The organism is Bradyrhizobium sp. C-145 (genome assembly GCF_023375135.1).
GTDB lineage: Bacteria > Pseudomonadota > Alphaproteobacteria > Rhizobiales > Xanthobacteraceae > Bradyrhizobium > Bradyrhizobium zhanjiangense.
Genome location: NZ_CP088150.1, coordinates 8,024,602 through 8,044,493, shown reverse-complemented (window position 1 = coordinate 8,044,493; position 19,892 = coordinate 8,024,602). Strand labels below are relative to the sequence as shown.

At 65.3% G+C, this 19,892-nt stretch carries 19 protein-coding genes; 10 read left to right on the top strand and 9 right to left on the bottom strand.

Annotation, left to right across the window (positions count from 1 at the left end):
• Window positions 1–59 precede the first annotated feature (59 nt).
• The 8 genes from LRP30_RS37840 (at window position 60) to LRP30_RS37805 (ending at window position 7,391) form a co-directional block, all read left to right on the top strand.
• A complete protein-coding gene (locus LRP30_RS37840; RefSeq protein ID WP_128940186.1) occupies window positions 60–1,223 on the top strand; it encodes a cytochrome P450 in 1,164 nt (387 codons plus the stop codon).
• A 526-nt stretch (window positions 1,224–1,749) separates the two neighbouring features.
• Window positions 1,750–2,700: a sulfonate ABC transporter substrate-binding protein gene (locus LRP30_RS37835; protein WP_128943797.1), complete on the top strand. Its 951-nt coding sequence runs from the start codon at window positions 1,750–1,752 to the stop codon at window positions 2,698–2,700.
• A 38-nt stretch (window positions 2,701–2,738) separates the two neighbouring features.
• Complete coding sequence (locus LRP30_RS37830) at window positions 2,739–3,692, top strand: sulfonate ABC transporter substrate-binding protein (RefSeq protein ID WP_249758112.1); 954 nt, start codon at window positions 2,739–2,741, stop codon at window positions 3,690–3,692.
• Window positions 3,693–3,700: 8 nt separating this feature from the next.
• Window positions 3,701–4,867, top strand: a complete 1,167-nt coding sequence (gene ssuD, locus LRP30_RS37825) for an FMNH2-dependent alkanesulfonate monooxygenase (RefSeq protein ID WP_249758111.1) — start codon at window positions 3,701–3,703, stop codon at window positions 4,865–4,867.
• Entirely contained in the window at window positions 4,864–5,670 is an 807-nt protein-coding gene (ssuC, locus tag LRP30_RS37820; protein WP_249758110.1) for an aliphatic sulfonate ABC transporter permease SsuC, read from the top strand. Before ssuD ends, ssuC begins: the two co-directional genes overlap by 4 nt.
• Before the next feature lie 20 nt (window positions 5,671–5,690).
• Window positions 5,691–6,527, top strand: a complete 837-nt coding sequence (locus LRP30_RS37815; RefSeq protein WP_128936428.1) for an ATP-binding cassette domain-containing protein — start codon at window positions 5,691–5,693, stop codon at window positions 6,525–6,527.
• A gap of 32 nt (window positions 6,528–6,559) precedes the next feature.
• Window positions 6,560–7,141 (top strand): flavin reductase family protein, encoded by a 582-nt coding sequence (locus LRP30_RS37810; protein ID WP_128943792.1) that lies wholly within the window; start codon window positions 6,560–6,562, stop codon window positions 7,139–7,141.
• Window positions 7,142–7,235: 94 nt separating this feature from the next.
• Window positions 7,236–7,391 carry a hypothetical protein gene (locus LRP30_RS37805; protein ID WP_008131268.1) on the top strand — a complete coding sequence of 52 codons (156 nt, stop codon included), beginning with the start codon at window positions 7,236–7,238 and terminating at the stop codon, window positions 7,389–7,391.
• Window positions 7,392–7,507: 116 nt separating this feature from the next.
• Here the strand turns inward: LRP30_RS37805 and LRP30_RS37800 are convergent, their stop codons facing one another.
• From LRP30_RS37800 to LRP30_RS37760, 9 genes are all read right to left on the bottom strand, one after another.
• Entirely contained in the window at window positions 7,508–8,656 is a 1,149-nt protein-coding gene (locus tag LRP30_RS37800) for a M20 family metallopeptidase (protein ID WP_249758109.1), read from the bottom strand.
• Window positions 8,657–8,986: 330 nt separating this feature from the next.
• Entirely contained in the window at window positions 8,987–10,369 is a 1,383-nt protein-coding gene (locus LRP30_RS37795) for a sigma-54 dependent transcriptional regulator (protein WP_249758108.1), read from the bottom strand.
• A gap of 53 nt (window positions 10,370–10,422) precedes the next feature.
• Window positions 10,423–10,773, bottom strand: coding sequence for a flagellar motor switch protein FliN (fliN, locus tag LRP30_RS37790; protein ID WP_091888362.1), 351 nt, complete (start codon window positions 10,771–10,773; stop codon window positions 10,423–10,425).
• A gap of 3 nt (window positions 10,774–10,776) precedes the next feature.
• Window positions 10,777–11,400: a FliH/SctL family protein gene (locus LRP30_RS37785; RefSeq protein WP_249758107.1), complete on the bottom strand. Its 624-nt coding sequence runs from the start codon at window positions 11,398–11,400 to the stop codon at window positions 10,777–10,779.
• Window positions 11,400–12,494, bottom strand: coding sequence for a flagellar motor switch protein FliG (gene fliG, locus LRP30_RS37780; RefSeq protein ID WP_128936423.1), 1,095 nt, complete (start codon window positions 12,492–12,494; stop codon window positions 11,400–11,402). Before fliG ends, LRP30_RS37785 begins: the two co-directional genes overlap by 1 nt.
• A gap of 44 nt (window positions 12,495–12,538) precedes the next feature.
• Entirely contained in the window at window positions 12,539–14,152 is a 1,614-nt protein-coding gene (fliF, locus tag LRP30_RS37775) for a flagellar basal-body MS-ring/collar protein FliF (RefSeq protein ID WP_128936422.1), read from the bottom strand.
• 181 nt (window positions 14,153–14,333) lie between these two features.
• Window positions 14,334–14,609, bottom strand: a complete 276-nt coding sequence (locus LRP30_RS37770; protein ID WP_002714638.1) for a DUF1153 domain-containing protein — start codon at window positions 14,607–14,609, stop codon at window positions 14,334–14,336.
• A 401-nt stretch (window positions 14,610–15,010) separates the two neighbouring features.
• Window positions 15,011–15,718 (bottom strand): flagellar hook capping FlgD N-terminal domain-containing protein, encoded by a 708-nt coding sequence (locus tag LRP30_RS37765; protein ID WP_091888371.1) that lies wholly within the window; start codon window positions 15,716–15,718, stop codon window positions 15,011–15,013.
• 12 nt (window positions 15,719–15,730) lie between these two features.
• Entirely contained in the window at window positions 15,731–17,362 is a 1,632-nt protein-coding gene (locus LRP30_RS37760) for a flagellar hook-length control protein FliK (protein ID WP_249758106.1), read from the bottom strand.
• 351 nt (window positions 17,363–17,713) lie between these two features.
• Here LRP30_RS37760 and mnmA point away from each other — a divergent pair, with 351 nt between their 5' ends.
• Entirely contained in the window at window positions 17,714–18,895 is a 1,182-nt protein-coding gene (gene mnmA / locus LRP30_RS37755) for a tRNA 2-thiouridine(34) synthase MnmA (RefSeq protein WP_249758105.1), read from the top strand.
• A 239-nt stretch (window positions 18,896–19,134) separates the two neighbouring features.
• Window positions 19,135–19,773, top strand: coding sequence for a class I SAM-dependent methyltransferase (locus LRP30_RS37750; RefSeq protein WP_128937987.1), 639 nt, complete (start codon window positions 19,135–19,137; stop codon window positions 19,771–19,773).
• The last annotated feature ends 119 nt before the right edge of the window (window positions 19,774–19,892 follow it).

Genomic DNA, 19,892 nt, shown 5'->3' with positions numbered 1-19,892 from the left:
GCCGGTCGCGGAGTTCGGTAGTCTGGCCTGGAACAAACGAGAATCCAGGGGAGACCGCCTTGAGCACCGCGCCGCGCATCGACATCGACCCTGATACATTCTGGGCCGATCCCTATCCGGTGCTCGCGGAAATGCGCAAGCAGGCGCCGATCGCCTTCGTGCCGCAGCTCGGCTCGACGCTGCTGACGAGCCGCGACGACATCTCGATCTCCGAAAAGCAGATTGACGTGTTCTCCTCGCACCAGCCGGCAGGCCTGATGAACCGGCTGATGGGCCACAACATGATGCGCAAGGACGGCGAGGCGCATCAGGTCGAGCGCCGCGCGATGTTTCCGACGGTGTCGCCGAAGACGGTGAAGGCGCACTGGACGGCGCAGTTCCAGGCCCATGCCGACCGCATCATCGACGCGATCGAACCCGGGCGCATCGATTTCATGCGCGACTTCGCCTTGCCGTTCTCCGGCGAATGTCTGAAGTCGATCACCGGCCTCACCAATATCGGTTTCCAGGACATGGATGCGTGGTCGCAGGGCATGATCGAGGGCATCGCCAACTATGCCGGCGATCCCGCGGTCGAGGCGCGCTGCCATGCCGCGACGTCAGGCATCGACACCGCGATCGACGACATCCTGCCGGTGATGCGCAAAAATCCCGACCAGAGCATCCTCGGCGTGCTCCTCGCCTCCGGCATGCCCATGGAGAGCGTGCGCGCCAACGTCAAGCTGGCGATCTCAGGCGGCCAGAACGAGCCGCGCAAGGCCATCGCCGGCACGGTCTGGGCGCTGCTCACCCATCCCGACCAGCTCGATCTCGTGCGCAGGGGCGAGGTGTCCTGGCTCCAGGCCTTCGAGGAGTATGCCCGCTGGATCTCGCCGATTGGCATGTCGCCGCGCCGCATCGCAAGACCCTGGAGCATCCGCGACGTGTCATTCGAGCTCGATGAGCGCGTGTTCCTGATGTTCGGCTCGGCCAATCGCGATGAGAAGCATTTTGAGCGTGCCGACCAGTTTGACGTGAGACGAGACACGTCGAAGAGCGTCGCCTTTGGCGCCGGCCCGCATTTCTGCGCCGGCGCCTGGGCTTCCCGCGCCATGATCGCCGACGTCGCGCTGCCGACCGTGTTCGCGCGCGTCAAGCAGCTCGAGATCGCTGACGACGAGCCGGTGCGGATCGGCGGCTGGGCGTTCCGTGGGCTGCTCAATCTGCCGATGAGGTGGAATTAGCCTGCAATGTATCTGCGCTTCGCGCCAACGGGACGCAAGCGGTTGCCTCAACTGCGGTGTCATCGCCCGGCTTGACCGGGCGATCCAGTACGCCGCGGCGGTTGTGTGAAGCATTGACGCCTCAGGAATACTGGATTCCCCGCTTTCGCGGGGAATGACGGTGGAGGTGGTGCATGGAGCTCCGCGCCACACGGCTCCTAGTCCGCGACGATGACATAATGCCACTGTTTTGCCCGACGCGTCAAACGAATTTCGTAAAATAAGAAATCCGTGTTGAAGCAAGACGTTGGCTACTGTGCATGGGGTTGTTTTCGCACTTTCTTACCGGGGCGTGCGATTGTCACATTCGCGTGCAGAAAAAATTCGCGCTGCATTCGCTTGCCCGATTGAAAGATTGATCATGCGCGCGGCCTCGCGCGCAGTGCTCGTATCGCTATTTCTCCGCACGTCTCGACACCTCCGATAAGCCGCACCATCATTCGATACACGCGAATGAATGACGGCCGCGTGCGGCCGGGAGTGTTGAATGCAGCGTCGGGACTTTCTGAAGCTTTCCGTTGGAACTGCGGCCGCAGCGGCGTTCGCGTCCCGCGCCAACGCGCAAGGCGCGGTGAAGGAAATTCGTATCGGCTACCAGAAGACCGGCGTGCTGGTGATCGCGCGCCAGCAGGCCGCGCTGGAAAAACATTTCACGCCGCAAGGTATCGACGTGAAATGGATCGAGTTCTCTTCGGGCCCGCCGATGATGGAAGCCATGAATGTCGGCAGCGTCGATTTCGGCGCGGTCGGCGATTCCCCGCCGGTGTTCGCCCAGGCCGCGGGCGCCGCGATCGTCTATGCTGCGGGCCAGCCCATCACCAACGGCCAGGGCATCCTGGTGCCGAAGGATTCGCCGATCCGCTCCATCGCTGATCTCAAGGGCAAGCGCGTCGGCTTCACCAAGGGCTCGAGCGCGCACAACATCGTGTTGCAGACCCTGGAGAAGGCGGGCCTCACCTATGCCGACATCACGCCGGTCTATCTCACGCCGCCGGATGCCGGGCCTGCCTTTGCCAATGGCAGCATCGAGGCCTGGGCGATCTGGGATCCTTACTTTGCGATCGGCGAGACCAAGCAGGGCGGCCGCATCCTGATCAATTCGCGCGACGTCACCAGGACCAACTCCTTCTACATCGCCAATCGCGAATTCGCGAAGAACCACGGGGCCGTCCTGCAACAGATCGTCGATGTGACGACCGCGGCGGGTAAATGGGCCGAACAGCACCGCGATGAGGTCGCCAAATCGCTCGCCGCGATCACCGGCGTCCCGCTGGACATTCAGACCGTCGCGGCCAATCGCGCGAACTTCGTGGTCGGGCCCGTCACCGACGACATCGTTGCGACCCAGCAGGGCGTTGCCGACCGCTTCTACAAACTCGGCCTGATCCCGAAGCCGATCGTCATCCGCGACATCGTCTGGCGCAATCCGGCAGCCTGATCGTGCCGACGAGCCTTCCCATCCAAAAGGGTTTGAACATGAGGCGTATCATTCAGCGTCTGATCGCGGCCATCGTGCTGTCGATCGGCATCGTCGCCGCCGCGGTCGGCACGTCCTACGGACAGGATAAAGTGGTCCGCATCGGCTACCAGAAATACGGCAAGCTGGTGCTGCTCAAGAGCAAGGGCACGCTGGAGCCGAAGCTTGCCGCCGACGGCTACAAGGTGGTGTGGACCGAATTCCCGTCGGGTCCGCCGCTGCTCGAAGCGCTCAATGTCGGCGCGATCGATTTCGGCAACACCGGCGAAGCCCCGCCGATCTTTGCGCAAGCCGCCGGCGCGCCGATCCAGTATGTCGCCTATGAGCCGCCGGCGCCGAAGGGCGAGGCGATCCTGGTGCCGAAGGACAGCCCGCTGAAATCGGTCACTGAACTCAAGGGCAAGAAGGTCGCGCTCAACAAGGGCTCCAACGTCCACTACCTCCTGGTCAAGGCGCTCGAGAAGGCGGGCGTGAAGTATTCCGAGATCGAGCCGGTGTACCTGGCGCCGGCCGACGCGCGCGCCGCCTTCGAGCGCGGCGCGGTCGATGCCTGGGTGATCTGGGATCCGTTCCAGGCCGCGGCGGAGGCGGCCACCGGTGCGCGCACGCTCGCCGACGGCGCCGGCATCGTCGCCAATTACCAGTTCTATTTCTCCTCCAAGAAATTTCTCGGAGCCAATCCGAAGATCGTCGACGCCGTGCTCGCCGAGCTCAGCACTGTCGACGATTGGGCCAAGGGCGACATCCATGCGGTGGCCGAGCAGCTGGCGCCGTCGATCGGCCTGTCGGTCCCCGTGGTCGAGGTCGCGTTGAAGCGGCAGGCCTACGGCATCAAGCCGATCACCGATGCCGTCATCGCCGACCAGCAGCAGGTCGCCGACGCGTTCTTCGCGTTAGGTCTGATTCCGAAGGCAATCAAGATTTCCGACGTGGCGCGCAAACCAGGAACATGAGCAGCACGATGAGCAAGCAAGCGAACGCCAACATCCTCTGGTTCCTGCCGACCCACGGCGACGGCCGTTATCTCGGTACCGGCATCGGCGGCCGCGAGGTCAATTTCACCTATCTGCGCCAGATCGCACAGGCCGCCGATCAGCTCGGTTATTTCGGCGTGCTGCTGCCGACCGGGCGGTCTTGCGAGGATTCCTGGATCGTCGCCTCCAGCGTCGCGCCATTCACCGAGCGGCTGCGCTATCTCGTCGCCGTCCGGCCCGGCCTGCAATCGCCGAGCGTGGCGGCGCGCATGACGGCGACGCTCGATCGTATCTCGAACGGCCGGCTTCTCGTCAATGTCGTCACCGGCGGTGATCCCGTCGAGAACAAGGGCGACGGCATCTTCCTCGGCCATGACGAGCGCTACGAGGTCACCCGCGAGTTCCTCAGCGTCTATAGCGACCTGCTCGCCGGAAAGACGGTCAATGTCGAGGGCAAGCACATCCATATCGAGGGCGGCAAGTTGCTGTTTCCTCCGGTGCAGTCGCCGCGTCCGCCGCTCTATTTCGGCGGCTCGTCCGATGCCGGCATCGACGTCGCCGTCGATACCGTCGACAAATACCTCACCTGGGGTGAGCCGCCGGCGCTGGTGGCCGAGAAGATCGCGAAGGTGAGGGACGTCGCCGCTGCGCGTGGGCGAAAGCTCTCCTTCGGCATCCGCCTTCACGTGATCGTCCGCGAGACCAATGAAGCGGCCTGGCGTGCCGCGAACGAGCTGATCAAATATGTCAGCGACGACACCATCGCGTTGGCGCAGAAGAACTTTGCCCGCATGGACTCCGTCGGCCAACAGCGCATGGCCCAGCTTCATGGCGGCAAACGCGACCAGCTCGAGATCGCGCCGAACCTGTGGGCCGGTGTCGGCCTCGTGCGCGGCGGCGCCGGCACCGCGTTGGTCGGCGACGCTCAGACCGTCGCGGCCCGTATCAGGGAGTATCAGGACCTCGGCATCGACACCTTCATCATGTCGGGCTACCCGCATCTGGAGGAAGCCTATCGCTTCGCCGAGCTGGTATTCCCGCTGCTATCGCTGGAGCAACCCTCAAACGTGACGAAGCTGCACTTCAACGGCGGTCCTTTCGGCGAAACGGTCGGCAGCGATTTCCGTCCGCAGCACGGGGTGTCGCAGTCATGAGCCTAATCGACAGCGTTTCGCTCCCGCGCAGCATTCGTTTGCCGCGGGTCGACGGCCTGATCCAGTGGATCGTGCCGCTCGCCATCATCGCGATCTGGCAGGTCGCGAGCGTCACCGGCTTCGTGCCGACCCGGGTGCTGCCGGCGCCGAGCGACGTCGTGCTCGCAGGTTGGAAGCTGCTGCTCTCCGGCGAGCTCGTTCGCAACATCGGGGTCTCGTTCTGGCGCGCCTCGATCGGCTTTCTGATCGGCGGCAGCATCGGTTTCGCGTTCGGACTCGCCAACGGCCTGTCGCAGCTCTCGACAAAGCTGACCGACACCACGCTCCAGATGGTGCGCAACGTGCCGCATCTGGCGCTGATCCCGCTGGTCATCCTCTGGTTCGGCATCGACGAGAGCGCGAAGCTGTTCCTGGTGGCGCTTGGCGTATTCTTCCCGATCTACCTCAACACGCTGCACGGCATCCGCACGGTCGATCCGCAGTTGATCGAGATGGGCCGCATCTACGGCATGACCGACGGCGAATTGTTTCGCCGGGTGATCTTCCCGGGCGCGCTGCCCTCGATCTTCGTCGGCATCCGCTTCGCGCTCGGCATCATGTGGCTGACCCTGATCGTCGCCGAGACCATCGCGGCGTCCTCGGGCCTCGGCTACATGGCGATGCAGGCGCGCGAGTTCATGCTGATCGACGTCGTCGTGCTCTCGATCCTGATCTACGCCCTGCTCGGCAAGCTCGCCGACAGCGTCTCCCGCGTGCTGGAGCGTCTGACGCTCGCCTGGCACCCCGCCTTCCAGAAACGTTGAGCAGAAATACTGAGAATCCCATGCAGACAGCGCTTCGTACCTCCCTTCCGGAAACCGAGCTCGCCAGCCGCGCCAATTTCGCGCCGCACGCCCGTGTGGTGCGCGAGGAGCGCCCGACGACGACCGCCGGCCTGCCGCTCAGCATCCGTGGCTTGCGCAAATCCTTCGGCGACAACGAGGTGCTGCGCGGCATCGATCTGCACATCCCCGCCGGCCAGTTCGTCGCCATCGTCGGCAAGAGCGGTTGTGGCAAGAGCACACTGCTGCGGCTCATCGCCGGCCTGGAGAAGATCGACGCCGGCAGCATCAGCTTCGGCCAGGATATCCAGCCCGAGGACATCCGCGTCATGTTCCAGGAGCCGCGGCTGCTGCCCTGGGCGCGCGTGCTCGCCAATGTCGAGGTCGGCCTTGGCCGCGACCGCGCCTCGGGCGATGCGCATGCGCGCGCCGAGAAGGCGCTGACCGAAGTTGGCCTTGCCGACAAGCGCGACCAGTGGCCCTCGGTGCTGTCGGGGGGCCAGAAACAGCGCGTCGCGCTTGGCCGCGCGCTGGTCTCCCGCCCGCGCGTGCTCGCCTTCGACGAGCCGCTCGGCGCGCTGGACGCTTTGACCCGAATCTCGATGCAGCGTCTCTTGGAGCGCGTCTGGCGCGACCAGGGCTTTACCGCGATCCTGGTGACCCATGACGTCGCCGAAGCGGTCGCCTTGGCCGACCGGGTGCTGGTGATCGAGGAGGGCCGGATCGCCCATGACGTCACGGTTAACGCGGCCCGGCCTCGCCAGCGCGGTTCGGCCGAGCTTGCGGGGCTCGAAGGCTCGATCCTGAGTCACCTGTTATCGGCGGACGATCGTACCTAAATACAGAGAACCCCATTTCGGGGAGCAACGCCATGAATGTAGTGCCCCGCGATCTCATGACCGAAATCCCTGTCTCGTCCGCCGATTTCCGCGGCGCTATGCGCCACCTCACCGGCGGCGTCAGCGTCATCACCGCCGGGCGGGGCAGGGACATCACCGGCATGACGGTGACCTCGGTGACCTCGCTATCAGTCGAACCGCCGACACTGCTGGTCAGCATCAACAGGGACGCCTCGTCCTTTCCATTGATCCGTCGCCACAGTGCCTTCGGCGTGAACATCCTCAATGCCGACCAGCTCGATGTCGCCGAACGTTTTGCCGGCAAGGGCGGACTGAAGGGCGCCGACCGCTTTGCAGGCGCCCAATGGGTGACATCAGTTTCGGGTGTTCCGCTGCTGGTGGGCGCGCTCTCGGCGTTCGACTGCGAGGTCGAGGAGATCATCGAGCGTCACTCGCACGGCATCGTCATCGGCCGTGTCAGGGATATCAGGAGCTCGACCCGCACCGCCGCGCTGGCCTATTGGCATGGGCAATATGTGGCAGTCGACCAGGACGAAGATGCGGCCAGGCTCGCCGACGTCAGCGTTCCCGCGCGCGCCCGGCGCGGCATTTGATCGCCGCTGGCCGGCGGCCCACAGGCTGGCCTTTTTCCCGTCATCGCTCTAGAAGCGCCTGAGCCTTCCGCCGGGACGGCAATGGAGCGGATCGATGAAGCGCGTTGCGACCTGGGCCTTCTACGCTATCGGCGCGCTCGCGATCGCCTATCTCGCGCTCTATGCCTATGCGATGTTCAGCGGCCAGCCGATCGTGCCGGGCGATCCCATCCACATCTTCCGCAAGCCCGACGCGCCGAGTTATTCGTAGGACCTCCTAGGTCTCGTAGGGTGGACAAAGCGAAGCGTGCCCACCACTTCTATCCAGCGAAGACAAATGGTGGGCACGGCGCAAGTGCGCCTTTGCCCACCCTACGACACCTGCGTTCACCCCCTTAAAATCGCCAACGCCAGCGCCTGTGCGCGCGGCACGATGCTGTCGAGCTCGAGATATTCCTCCGGCGTGTGCGCGAGCCCGCCGACCGGCCCGAGGCCGCAGATGGTCGGCGTGCCCACAGCGGCGGTGAAGCCGGAATCGGCGCAGCCGCCGGAGAACTCGCCCTGCAGAGTGGTGAGGCCCACCTGCCTTGCGGCGGCCTGATAATCTTCGAACAGCGCCTTCGACTCCGCGCTCTGCACCACCGGCACGAACTCGCCCTTGATCGTCAGTGTCGCGCTGGTGCCCGGCACGTAGGAGGTCGCGACGATGTTTTCGATCGCACCCATGATCCGCGCGCGATCGGCCGGATCGACATAGCGCAGGTCGATCTGCCCTTCCGCGGAAGGCGCCGTCGTGTTGACGGACTGCCCGCCCGAGACGAGGCCGACATTGAGCGTGATGCCCTTGTCGAGGTCGGTGAGCGCGTGGATCTGGACGATCTTGTGCGCGAGCTCGCCGATGGCGCTGACACCGGCGGCGAAATTGGCGCCGGAATGCGCCGCCTTGCCGGTGATGGTCATGTACATGAAGATGCCGCCCTTGCGCCCGGTGACGACGTTGCCTGTGGGCCGGCCCGGCTCGGAATTGAACACCGCGCGGGCCGCGCGTCCCTCGCGCTCGATCACCGGGCGCGAGGAGGGCGAGCCGATTTCCTCGTCGGAGGTGATCAGCAGCTTGATCGGATGCGGATTGCCGCCGAATTTGTGGAAGGCGGTCGCCACGAACACGTTCATGACGAGCCCGGACTTCATGTCGGCAACGCCGGGTCCATAGGCGCGGCCATCTCGAATCGTAAATGGACGCCGCCCGGCCTCGCCCTTACCGAACACGGTGTCGCGATGTCCCATCAACAGCACCGGCTTCTCGTTGCTGCCGGGCTTTGCGACCTCGGCATGAATGGCGTCGCCAAACGTGCCGTGGCTTTCGCGCCGGTACGGAATGCCATGCTCGGCAAAATGCCGCTCGAACCGCGCACCGACCGCATCGACGCCTTCCTTGTCGTAGGATCCGGAATCGATGTTCACGACATCGCGGAGCAGATCGATCATCGCTTGCCGCTGCGACGTCAGCCAATCCGTGATTTGAGCTTCAGACATGTTTATCCCCGTGTGGTTCTCACGGGGGTTATAGAGCCTCGCGCTGCCGCGACCTAGTCGCCGGATGCGGTGCGGCCATGTTGCGCGCTATGGATTGGGACGCGTAGTGCCTCCTCAGTGTCGTCCTGGCGAAAGCCAGGACCCATACCGCGGAGCCTCTCGAGTATGGGCGGTAGGTGTACCGGACGACTAATCTTCGCCAAACCTCTCCCTGGGGTAATGGGTCCTGGCTTTCGCCAGGACGACACTGAGAGTGCGACGCAGGTTGCCTTGAAAACAAAATGCCCGGGACTGGCCCGGGCATCTGCATTCTCGATCAGCGTGGCCGCCTCACGCCCCGATCGGCACGCGCGGATATTCACCCGGCGTGCCCGCTGGCGGGATCGGGATGCCGCCGTCGGCGTATTCGTTGAGCTTGTTGCGCAGCGTGCGGATCGAGATCCCCAAGATGTTGGCGGCATGGGTGCGGTTGCCGAGACAGTGCTTCAGCGTCTCCAAGATCAGGTCGCGCTCGACATCGGCGACCGTGCGCCCCACAAGCGCGCGCGTCACCTGCTCGGCGGCCATCGTGGCATGCGCCACCGCCGGTGCGGTCTTGGCGAGGTCGAGGCGGTCGCCGTCGGGCGTGATGATCGCGTCGGGGCCGATCTCGTCGCCCTGCGCCATCAGCACGGCGCGATGCATGGTGTTTTCGAGCTCGCGAACGTTGCCCTGCCAGCGGTTGCTGGAGAGCACGCGGCGCGCCTCCGCCGAGATCGGGCGCAGCGGCACGCCGTTGGCCTCGGCATATTTCTTCACGAAGTGCTGGGCGAGCTCGAGGATGTCGGCGGGACGCTCGCGCAGCGGCGGGATCTTCAAATTCACGACGTTGAGGCGGAACAGCAGATCCTCGCGGAACGTGCCTTCGCGCACGGCTTCAGCGAGGTTGCGGTTCGAGGTCGCGATGATGCGGATGTCGACGGCGACAGGCTTGGTACCGCCGACGCGGTCGATCACGCGTTCCTGGATGGCGCGCAAGAGCTTGGATTGCAGGCGGACGTCCATCTCCGAGATTTCGTCGAGCAGCAGCGTGCCGCCGGTCGCCTCTTCGAACTTGCCGATACGGCGAGCCACCGCGCCGGTGAAGGCGCCCTTCTCGTGCCCGAACAGCTCGGACTCCAGCAGATGCTCGGGGATCGCGGCGCAGTTGATCGAGATGAACGGGCGCTTGGCGCGTGCCGAGCGGGTGTGGACGTAGCGGGCCAGCACTTCCTTGCCGGTGCCGGACTCGCCGGTGATCATCACCGAGGCGTCGGAGCCCGCGATCTGCTGGGCGAGCTTGATCACCCTGGCCATCGCCTCGTCGCGATAGACCAGCTCGCGGGAATCATTGGCAACGGCAGCCAGCACCGCGGCGATCAGCTCCGGATCCGGCGGCAGCGGGATGTATTCCTTGGCGCCGGCATGGATCGCGGCGACCGCGGCGCGGGCATCGTTGGTGATGCCGCAGGCGACGATCGGAGCGTGAATGTGCTCGGCCTCCAGCCGCATCACGAGGTCGCGGATGTCGTGGGCGACGTCGACCAGCAGGAGGTCGGCACCCTTGCCGCCGCGCAAGACGCGCATCGCCTGCTCGTGATCCTCGGCATGGGTCACGGTGGCGCCGTTCTCCATCGCGATCTTGGTGGCGGTGGTGAGCTGGCCCTTCAATGTGCCAACGATGAGAAGCCGCATGTCAGTCTCCTGTCCGTCTGGTCGCGCTGCCGCGCGTCATTCCCGTGTGTTCGCTAGCCGCGTTCGGTCTTGATGATTTCGGTCATGGTCACGCCGAGCTTGTCCTCGACCAGCACCACCTCGCCGCGGGCGACGAGACGGTTGTTGACGTAGATGTCGATGGCCTCGCCGACGCGGCGGTCGAGCTCGAGCACGGTGCCGGGCCCGAGCTTCAACAGCTCGCCGACATCCATCTTGGAGCGGCCGAGCACAGCCGAGACCTGCACCGGCACGTCGAACACGGCTTCGAGGTCGGCGGCGACGCGCGCCGCATATTCGTCCTCGTTGTAGCCGACGTCGGTGCCGGCAGGCGGCATCGGGCCGTTGAGATCGGGCAGCGGGACCTGTCCGTCGGTGTCGCTCATGGCTTAATTCCCCCTGCGGGACGCGATATAGCGTCCGACCATGTCGTCGATCTTGGCTGCGATGGCGCCGCGCTCCAGCACGACGCCGCCATCGGCCCATTCGATCCGGCAGTCGCCGGTGGCAATCTCCGGCTCGGCCAGGATGACCAGCCGGCCTTCGAAGCCGCTCTGCTTGGCGAGCCGCTCGAACTTGTCGCGCGCAGCGTCGTAGAGCGCGTCGTTGATGCGGACGACGAGATGCGGCGTCGCCACCAGATGCGAGAAGCAGTCCTTGACCAGTGCGACGATCTCGCCGAGCGGCTCGGCGGCGACCAGATCGGCGCACAGCTTGCGCGCCACCGCGACCGCGACGTCGACCGCCTCGGTCTCCATCTTGGACTCGATGTTGCCGATGCCGGAGGCGATGCCCCGGATCGCGATGTTGATCTCCTCCATGGCGAGCGCGACGCGGCGGTCGCTCTCGGCCTTGGCCTCGCGCTGGCCGGCGGCAAAGCCGTCCTGATAGGCGCGTGCCTCGGCTTCCGCGATCTTCTGGGCGATCTCGGCCGCCGTCGCGGCCTTCTCGCGCGTCGAGCGCTCGGGCGCGGCGAAGTCGGTATCGAACAGGAATTTTGCCGGAGCGCCCATCAGTACACCAGCTCGTCGTCGGCGCGATTCTTGGTCAGCATGATCTCGCCCTTGGCGGCGAGGTCCTTGGCGAGGTTGACGAGCAGCGCCTGCGCCTCGTCGACGTCGCGCAGGCGCACCGGCCCCATCGCCGCCATGTCGTCCTGGAGCATCTTGGCCGCGCGCGAGGACATGTTGCCGAAGAAGAAGCTGCGGACGTCCTCGTTGGCGCTCTTGAGCGCGACACCGAGCTTGTCCTTGTCGACGTTGCGCATCAGGGTCTGGGCCGAGCCGGAGTCCAGCTTGACGAGGTCGTCGAAGGTGAACATCAGCGCCTTGATGCGCTCGGCCGATTCCCGGTTCTCCTCTTCCAGCGAGGTGATGAAGCGGGTCTCGGTCTGGCGATCGAAATTGTTGAAGATTTCCGCCATCACCTCGTGGGCGTCGCGACGGCGGGTCTGCGACAGGTTGGACATGAATTCGGTGCGCAGCGTCTTCTCCACGCTCTCGATCACCTCCTTCTGCACGGCTTCCATCTTCAGCATGCGGTTGACGACGTCGAGCGCGAGCTCCTCCGGGAAGATGCCGAGCACGCGGGCGGCGTGCTCCGGCTTCAGCTTCGACAGCACCACCGCGATGGTTTGCGGATATTCGTTCTTGAGATAGTTCGCGAGCACCTCTTCCTGCACGTTGGAGAGCTTCTCCCACATGTTGCGGCCGGCGGGGCCGCGGATCTCGTCCATAATGCCGTTGACGCGCTCCGGCGGCAGGTATTGCTGGAGCAGTCGCTCGGTGGCGTCGAAATTGCCCATCAGCGCGCCCGAGGCCGACATGCGCGAGACGAATTCGAGCAGCATGTCTTCGACGGTGTCGACCTCGACGGTACCGAGTGTCGACATCTCCAGCGAGAGCTGGCGCACCTCGTCGTCGTCGAGCAGCGACCAGATCTTGCCGCCATATTGCTCACCCAGCGCCAGCATCAGGATCGCGGCACGCTTCGGCCCGCCCAACGCGGCGGTCTTGGCGCCGCCCGCGCGGTTGCCGGCGCGCTGACCGAGCGTGGAGATCACGCTGGTGATGTCGTTGGAGTTGGCGTTCTGCAGATTGGCGGCCATGTCAGATCACTTCTTGATTCACTTGGCAAAGTTACTTGGCTTGGTTATTTCGCGGGTTCGGTCAGCCATTGGCGGATGATGGCGACGGTTTCGTTGGGGTTGCGCTCGGCGAGCTCGCCGACGCGATGAACGGACTGGGCGTGAACCTGGCCCTGAATGGTGGCGACGTCGATGGCGCTGGCGGCGCCGCCCGGCAGCAGCGGCTGGCCGGTGGCGGGTGCGGCCTCTTCCGAAGCGGAGGGGCCCGTCAGCACGCCGGAGATGGCGGCGGCGACTTCGTCGGAGGCGAGGATGCGCTTGACCAGCGGGCGGATCACCAGGAACAGCACGACCAGGCCGAGCAGCATCATCACGCCGAGCTCGACGAAGTACATGACGTCGTCCTTGGTGAACTGGAGCATGCCGAGGAAGCCCGAGGGTTCGCCGATCGGAGCGGTGGAGGGCGCATCGGCAAAGCGGAGGTTAACGACCTCGACCTGGTCGCCGCGCTTCTGGTCGAAGCCGATCGCCGAGCGCACCAGCGCGGCGATGCGGTCGAGCTGCTCCTTGGTGCGGTCCTGATAGGCCAGCTCGCCCTTGTCGTTCTTGGAATAGATGCCGTCGACCAGCACCGCGACCGAGATGCGGTTGACCCGGCCGGCCTCGGTCACTTCGGTCTTGGTGGTGCGGGAGATCTCGTAATTGTTGGTCTCTTCGGTCTTCTTGCTCTGGTCCTTGGCCGCGACGCCGTTGTTCTGCTGGTTGCCGGGCAGCTCGTTATTGACTGTGACCTGGCCGTTGTTGTCGGCGGTCATGCTCTGCTCTTCGCGGGTCTGGCTCGAGCGCAGCACGCGGCCTTCGGGATCGAACTTGTCCGAGGTCTGGGTGACCTTGTTGAAGTCGAAATCGGCGGAGAGCTGTACGCGGGCGCGGCCGGAGCCGACCACGGAGGAGACGATGTCCTCGACCTGCTTGCGCATCCGCTTCTCGAAGGCGATGCGGCGCTCGTCGCCGACCGCCTGCTCCGGATCGGTCGCGGCGCCGTCGGCCAGCAGCTGGCCGGCTTCGTCGACGATCGAGACCCGCTGCGGCTTCAGCCCGTTGACGGCGGAGGCGACGAGATGGCGGATGGCGCGGATCTGCTGGGCTTCCAGCGAGCCGCGGACGCGGACCACGATCGAGGCCGACGGCTCCGGCGCCTCGCGCGCGAACAGCGGGCGCTCCGGCAGCACCAGATGGACGCGGGCAGCCTGGATGCGGTCGATGGCGCGGATGGTGCGGGCGAGCTCGCCTTCGAGCGCGCGGAGGTGATTGATGTTCTGGACGAAGGAGGTGGTGCCGAGCGCGTCCGACTTGTCGAACACCTCGTAGCCGACGCCGCCGCCCTTGGGCAGGCCGCCCTCGGCAAGCTTCATCCGCAGGCGCGTGACCTTGTCCTTGGGCACCATGATGATGGAGCCCTCGTTACGGATCTCGAACTGGATGCCCTGGCGTTCCAGGTCCTTGATGATGCCCGAGGAATCCTCGACGCTGAGGTCCGTGAACAGCGTCGTCATCTGCGGCGTGGTGACGCGCATGATGACGAACGCGAAGAAGCCGATGAGCGCGGCGGTAACCGCGATCATCGCCCCGAATCGGGCGGCCCCGATACCTTTCAGGAAGTCGACCAGACCTTGCAAGCAACCGCCCCAACAGCTTCGGCCGCTTTCACTGGAAAGGCCGAGTGGGCAATTATTGCCTAGGTGATGGTTTCGATATGGTTAACGACGGTTAAGAGGTCGGACAAAAGTTAACACCATGAAAAATCGGCCTCGCAGGGCGAGGCCGATTTTCGTCAAAAGCTGCAGATTTCCGGATCGCTTACTGGCGATATTGCTGGATGCGGGTGGTGCGAAGACCCGCCAGACCGTGCTGGTCGATGGAAAACTGCCAGGAGAGGAATTCGTCGACCGTCAGGGTATAACGGCTGCAGGCCTCCTCAAGGGAGAGAAGTCCACCGCGCACAGCGGCGACGACTTCGGCCTTGCGGCGGATGACCCAGCGTTTGGTGCCGGGTGCGGGCAGATCCGCGATCGTCAACGGACTGCCGTCCGGCCCGATGACGTATTTTACCCTCGGGCGATGGGGTTCTGTCATGGCGTACTCACAAACTCTCAACCACTGAACTCACGCCGTAACCCTACGCCCCGCGGCTTAAAAATCCGCTAAGCCTAAGGCTTCAATACAATTCTCGTTGAAACTGGCTGGAACGCGCTCGTCTCGGCCGGCGGGACGGGTGCGTCCAGGCCAGTCGAGGGGGACTTCGTAAATACTTTACTAACGAACGAGGCCTGCGCGCGCTCTTTCGGGCGTCGTCCCGGCCTAGTGCGCAATTGCGCACGGGGGCCGGGACCCATAACCACAGGGAGGAGTTTGGCGAAGACCCGTAGTTCGGAAGTCTTTCTTGGTACTGCTACCAGCGGTTCATCGATAGATCACGCGGTATGAATCCCGGCCTTCGCCGGGATGACACCGTATATGTAACGGCCCGCCAGCCCTCAATTGCTGCCGGTGGCGATGATGCTCTTGACCTGGCTCAGGGTGTAGCTGGCGCCGTCGATGGTGAGCAGCGGCGGCGACTGGGTCAGGTCGACCGATGACACCGTGCCCTGCACCTGCGCGGCGATGCCGACGGTGTTGTTCGCCACATCCTTGCCCGTGGCCGAGATCGTGTACTTGCCGTCAGGCCATTGCGTGCCGTCATTGCCCATGCCGTTCCAGGTGAAGGGGATGTCGGTGCCGGCGGCGGCGGTATATTTGCCGGTGAACACAGTCTGGCCGCTGGCATTGGCGACGGTGATGTCGACGGTCGAGTCGGTCGGCACATTGAGATGCCAGGTCGCCGACGATTTCGTCATGGTCGCGGTCGAGCCGTCGACCAGGGCGGTCTTGCCGACGAAGCCCAGCGCCTGGGTCGCCTGCGTGGTCTGCTGCAGGGTGACGAGCTGGGACAGCGAATCGTTGGTCTTGAGCTGCTGCTCGACGCCGGCGAACTGCACCAGCTGCTGGGTGAATTGGTTGGTATCGAGCGGATCCAGCGGATTCTGGTTCTGCAGCTGCGTCGTCAGCAGCGTCAGGAAGGTCTGGAAATTGCCGGCGAGCGTCGATCCCGTGGTCGAGCTCAGCGAGTTCGACGAGGAGGATTTCGGGATGTCGGTCGTCCCGGAGACGACGGAAGGTGCGGTGGCGGCATTCGTGGTGGCCATGTCGAATACTCCTTACACTCTGATGTCGACGCCGCTGCTCGGCCCATACATGCGGCCGTAGCCGCGCCCGACGGGCGCCGCTGCAACGGTTTCGTCCTCGCTGATGATCAGCCGGCGGGCATTGCCGCCATTGTCGTTGTTCTGGCCGGAGTTCTGCCCCGATGAATTCTGGTCGCGCAGGCTGAAGGACAACCCGTTGCTGCCGGTCTTGAAGCCGGCATCGTCGAGCGCGCGCTGCAATTGCGGCGCGTCCTGACGCAGCATTTGCAGTGTTTCCGGCTTCTCCACGGTGAGATGCGAGGTGACCTGGCCGTTGCGGTCGACATTGATGCGGACGTCGATGCGGCCGAGCTCGACCGGATCGAGGCTGATGTCGAAGCGGGACTTGCCGGCGCGCACGGCGGCCGCGATCTCGATCGGTATGCCGCTGATCGGCACCGCCGTGTTGGTTGCCGCGGTTGCGGTGAGCGTCGCGATCGATGCAGTGGCGGTCGAGGTCGTATTGGTCAGCGGCGCCTGCACGGCGGAGGCGGCTTGTGCGCTGGTATCCGTCGGGGCGACAGCCGCCTGCGGTCCCGCATGAACGTGCGCGGCGGATGCGCCAGGGGCCGCATCGGCGGTAGGCTCAGTGCCGGCCGCCTTCGTGCCAGTCGTTCCGCCATCTGCCTGCGGCTTGGCGGCCTGCGGATGCGTGGCGGCGTTGAGGGTCGCTGCGCCCGCTGCTTGCGGCGTGGCGGCGTTCGCTTTGCCGGTGTCCTGGCCGATATTGGAGATGTTGGTCTGGGCCTGCGCCGTGGCCGCGGCCTTGAATGAGGTCTTTGGCGTGCCCTGGTCCACGGCGGCGATCAGGCCGCCATTGGCTTTCGCATCGGTCGCGGTGGCCTCGCCCGTGCCGGTCGCGGTCTCGCCGAGCGTGGTCGTGGTGTCCGCATCGACCTCGGCGCTCGCGGTCTTGGCACTCTTGTCGCCCGCGGTGGCGGTATCGGTCTTGGCGCCCTGGATCTGCGCCGCGGTGGAGGCGCTGGCGGCGAGGCCGGCGGCGGCGATCGTCAGCGGTGAGGCGGAGCCGGTGGCCTGGTTCGCAGCCGCATTCGGATCGACCGGCACGACCGGTGCGGCAACGACGATCGCGTTCGGATCGGGCACGGCGACTTGCGTCGCATCGGTCGCCACGGCGGCCGCCGCGTCGACGGCGGCCACGACGGTGTCGGTGCCGTCGGTCTTGTCACCCTTGGTCTCGTCGGATTTGTCGGCCGATTTGGCGTCGGAGGCCTCGACCTTGTCCTTGGTCTTGCCGGCGTCCTTGGCCGGATCGGTCGTCGTGTCGCTCGTCTCATCGTTCTTGGTCGGCGCGGACGTGTCGGTGTCGTCGCTCGCCTTGCTCTGCGAGGACTGATCCGTGGACGACGTGTTGCGCGCAGCTCTGTCCGAGGAGGACGACGAAGACGAAGCATCGCTCCGGCGCGGCGCAGTGTCCTGCGCCTGCGAGGCTGCGTTGTTGCTGATCGCCTGGGTGTTGCTGTCGACCAGCGAGCCGAAGGAATCGGCCGCGGAATTATCCTTCGCCGCTTGCGACCGGGCAGACCTTTGCTGCGCGCTTTGGACTTGCACGCTTGCCACGACATCCGACGTCCGACCGACCACAGGCGACCCCTTGGAAACATCTTCGGCAGGAAGGGAGCAAGGAGCGGGCCAGCGCCCCTTCATGTCCATTTCAACAGCAAAATCAAAGTCTTGCGAAATCGGTGCCGCCGCCACGAGGCCTGCCGCGACCCCGTCATTTCTGCCTCCCCGGCAAGAATTGCCCTAAGCTGGCCGCCCGCGTGATTGCTTCAACGGAATGCCGCCTATATTAAAGAGGTCACTCTCAGCCGCTTTCGACCGGGCAGTCGTGCCCCCCGGGGGAACCAAGGTTCCCGGGGATCGCCCGATATCCCGCCGGAAGCACAGGAAATGCGGATCACACCACGCCGCCGTCACAACGCTTTAAGGCCCATGCTCAACAGTCTGGATCTCGAAGGCCGTCCTGAGGACACCAGGGTCGTCGTTGCCATGTCGGGCGGCGTCGATTCCTCGACGACGGCTGCGCTGCTCAAGGCTGAGGGCTACGACGTCGTCGGCATCACGCTCCAGCTCTACGACCATGGTGCGGCGACCCATCGCAAGGGCGCCTGCTGCGCCGGCCAGGATATCCACGACGCCCGCGATGTCGCGGCCAAGCTCGGCATTCCCCATTACGTGCTCGACTACGAGGACCGTTTTCGCGAGTCCGTCATCGACAACTTTGCCGACTCTTACGCGCTCGGTGAGACGCCGGTGCCGTGCATCGAGTGCAACCGTTCGGTCAAGTTCCGCGATCTCCTGAAGACCGCGCGCGAGCTCGGCGCCACCGCGCTCGCCACCGGCCATTACGTCGCCTCGCGTCGCCTGAATGACGGCTCGCGCGCGCTGGTGTGCGCCGCCGACGCCGATCGTGATCAGAGCTATTTCCTGTTCGCGACCACGCGCGAGCAGCTCGACTTCCTGCGCTTTCCCTTGGGCGACATGACCAAGCCGCAGACGCGCGAGCTCGCGCGCCGCTTTGGGCTCGCGGTCGCCGACAAGCACGACAGCCAGGACATCTGCTTCGTGCCGACGGGACGCTACACCGACATCATCACGCGCCTGCGGCCGAACGCGATGGATCCCGGCGACATCGTCGATCTCGACGGACGCGTGCTCGGCCAGCACAACGGCATCGCCAATTTCACCGTCGGCCAGCGCCGCGGCCTCGGCATTGCGGCGACCGCGCCGCTGTTCGTAGTGCGCCTTGAAGCCGCCAATCGCCGCGTCGTGGTCGGTCCGCGCGATGCCCTGAAGATGCACCGCATCCTGCTGCGCGACGTCAATTGGATCGGCGACGGTGACATCGACCGCGCCATCGGTGGCGGCCTCGAAATGTTCGTGCGCGTGCGCTCGACCCGCAGCCCCCAGCCCGCGTGGCTGCGCGGCGGCAATGGTCATTACGAGGTCGAGCTCGTTGCCGGCGAAGAGGGCGTCTCGCCGGGCCAGGCCTGCGTGTTCTACGACGCGCCTGGCGGCCAGGCGCGCGTGCTCGGCGGCGGCTTCATTCAGAGCGCCGCAGCGAAGGTCGGTACGGCCTCATTGCGGCCGCTCGCGGAAGCCGTGCGCGGCTAATCATGACGAAATTGGATCGCACTGCCGCGGCACCGGAAGTGCGCCCCCTCTCCCGCTTGCGGGAGAGGGTTGGGGAGAGGGCTCTCTCCACACGCGATATCTCGCGGGCGGATAGAACCCTCACCCGGCAGCTACGCGCCGACCTCTCCCGCAAGCGGGAGAGGCTCAGACCGCGCGCGGGGCGACTTTTGAATCCACCAACACGCATCACACACTAGAAGCGCGCAAGGGCAGGGGGCATGGCAGCAGACATCTCGCGGGCCGGGGTCGAGAAGGCCTATGGCCGCTGGGCGCCGGTCTATGATCTCGTGTTCGGCAAGGTGTTCGACGCCGGACGGCAGTCGACCATCGCGGAGGCCGACCGCATCGGCGGCCGCATCCTCGACGTCGGCGTCGGCACCGGGCTATCGCTCTCGGACTATGCGCGCACCACGAAAATCTGCGGCGTCGACATCTCCGAGCCGATGTTGCGCAAGGCACAGGCGCGCGTGCGCGCGCTGCGGCTCTCCAATGTCGAAGTGCTCTCGGTGATGGACGCGAAAAACCTCGCCTTCCCCGAAAACTTCTTCGACGCGGTGGTCGCGCAATATGTCATCACCGCCGTGCCCGATCCCGAAGGCACGCTCGACGAGTTCGTGCGCGTGCTCAAGCACGGCGGCGAGCTGATCCTCGTCAATCACATCGGCGCCGAGACGGGCCCGCGAAAACTGTTCGAGCTCGCCTTCGCACCCGTAGCCCGCCGCCTCGGCTGGCGCCCGGAATTCCCGTGGGCCCGCCTCGCCAATTGGGCCGCAAAACACGGCGGCGTCACGCTAGCCGAGCGCCGACCGATGCCGCCGATGGGGCATTTTTCGCTGATCCGCTACCGCAAATCGTGATCGTGATTGGACTGGCGCGCAGCCAGCCAGGCCGGCAGTGCGCCCCTCTCCCGCTTGCGGGAGAGGGTAGGGGAGAGGGCTCTCTCCACCAGCGATATCTCTCGCGCGGATAAAGCTTT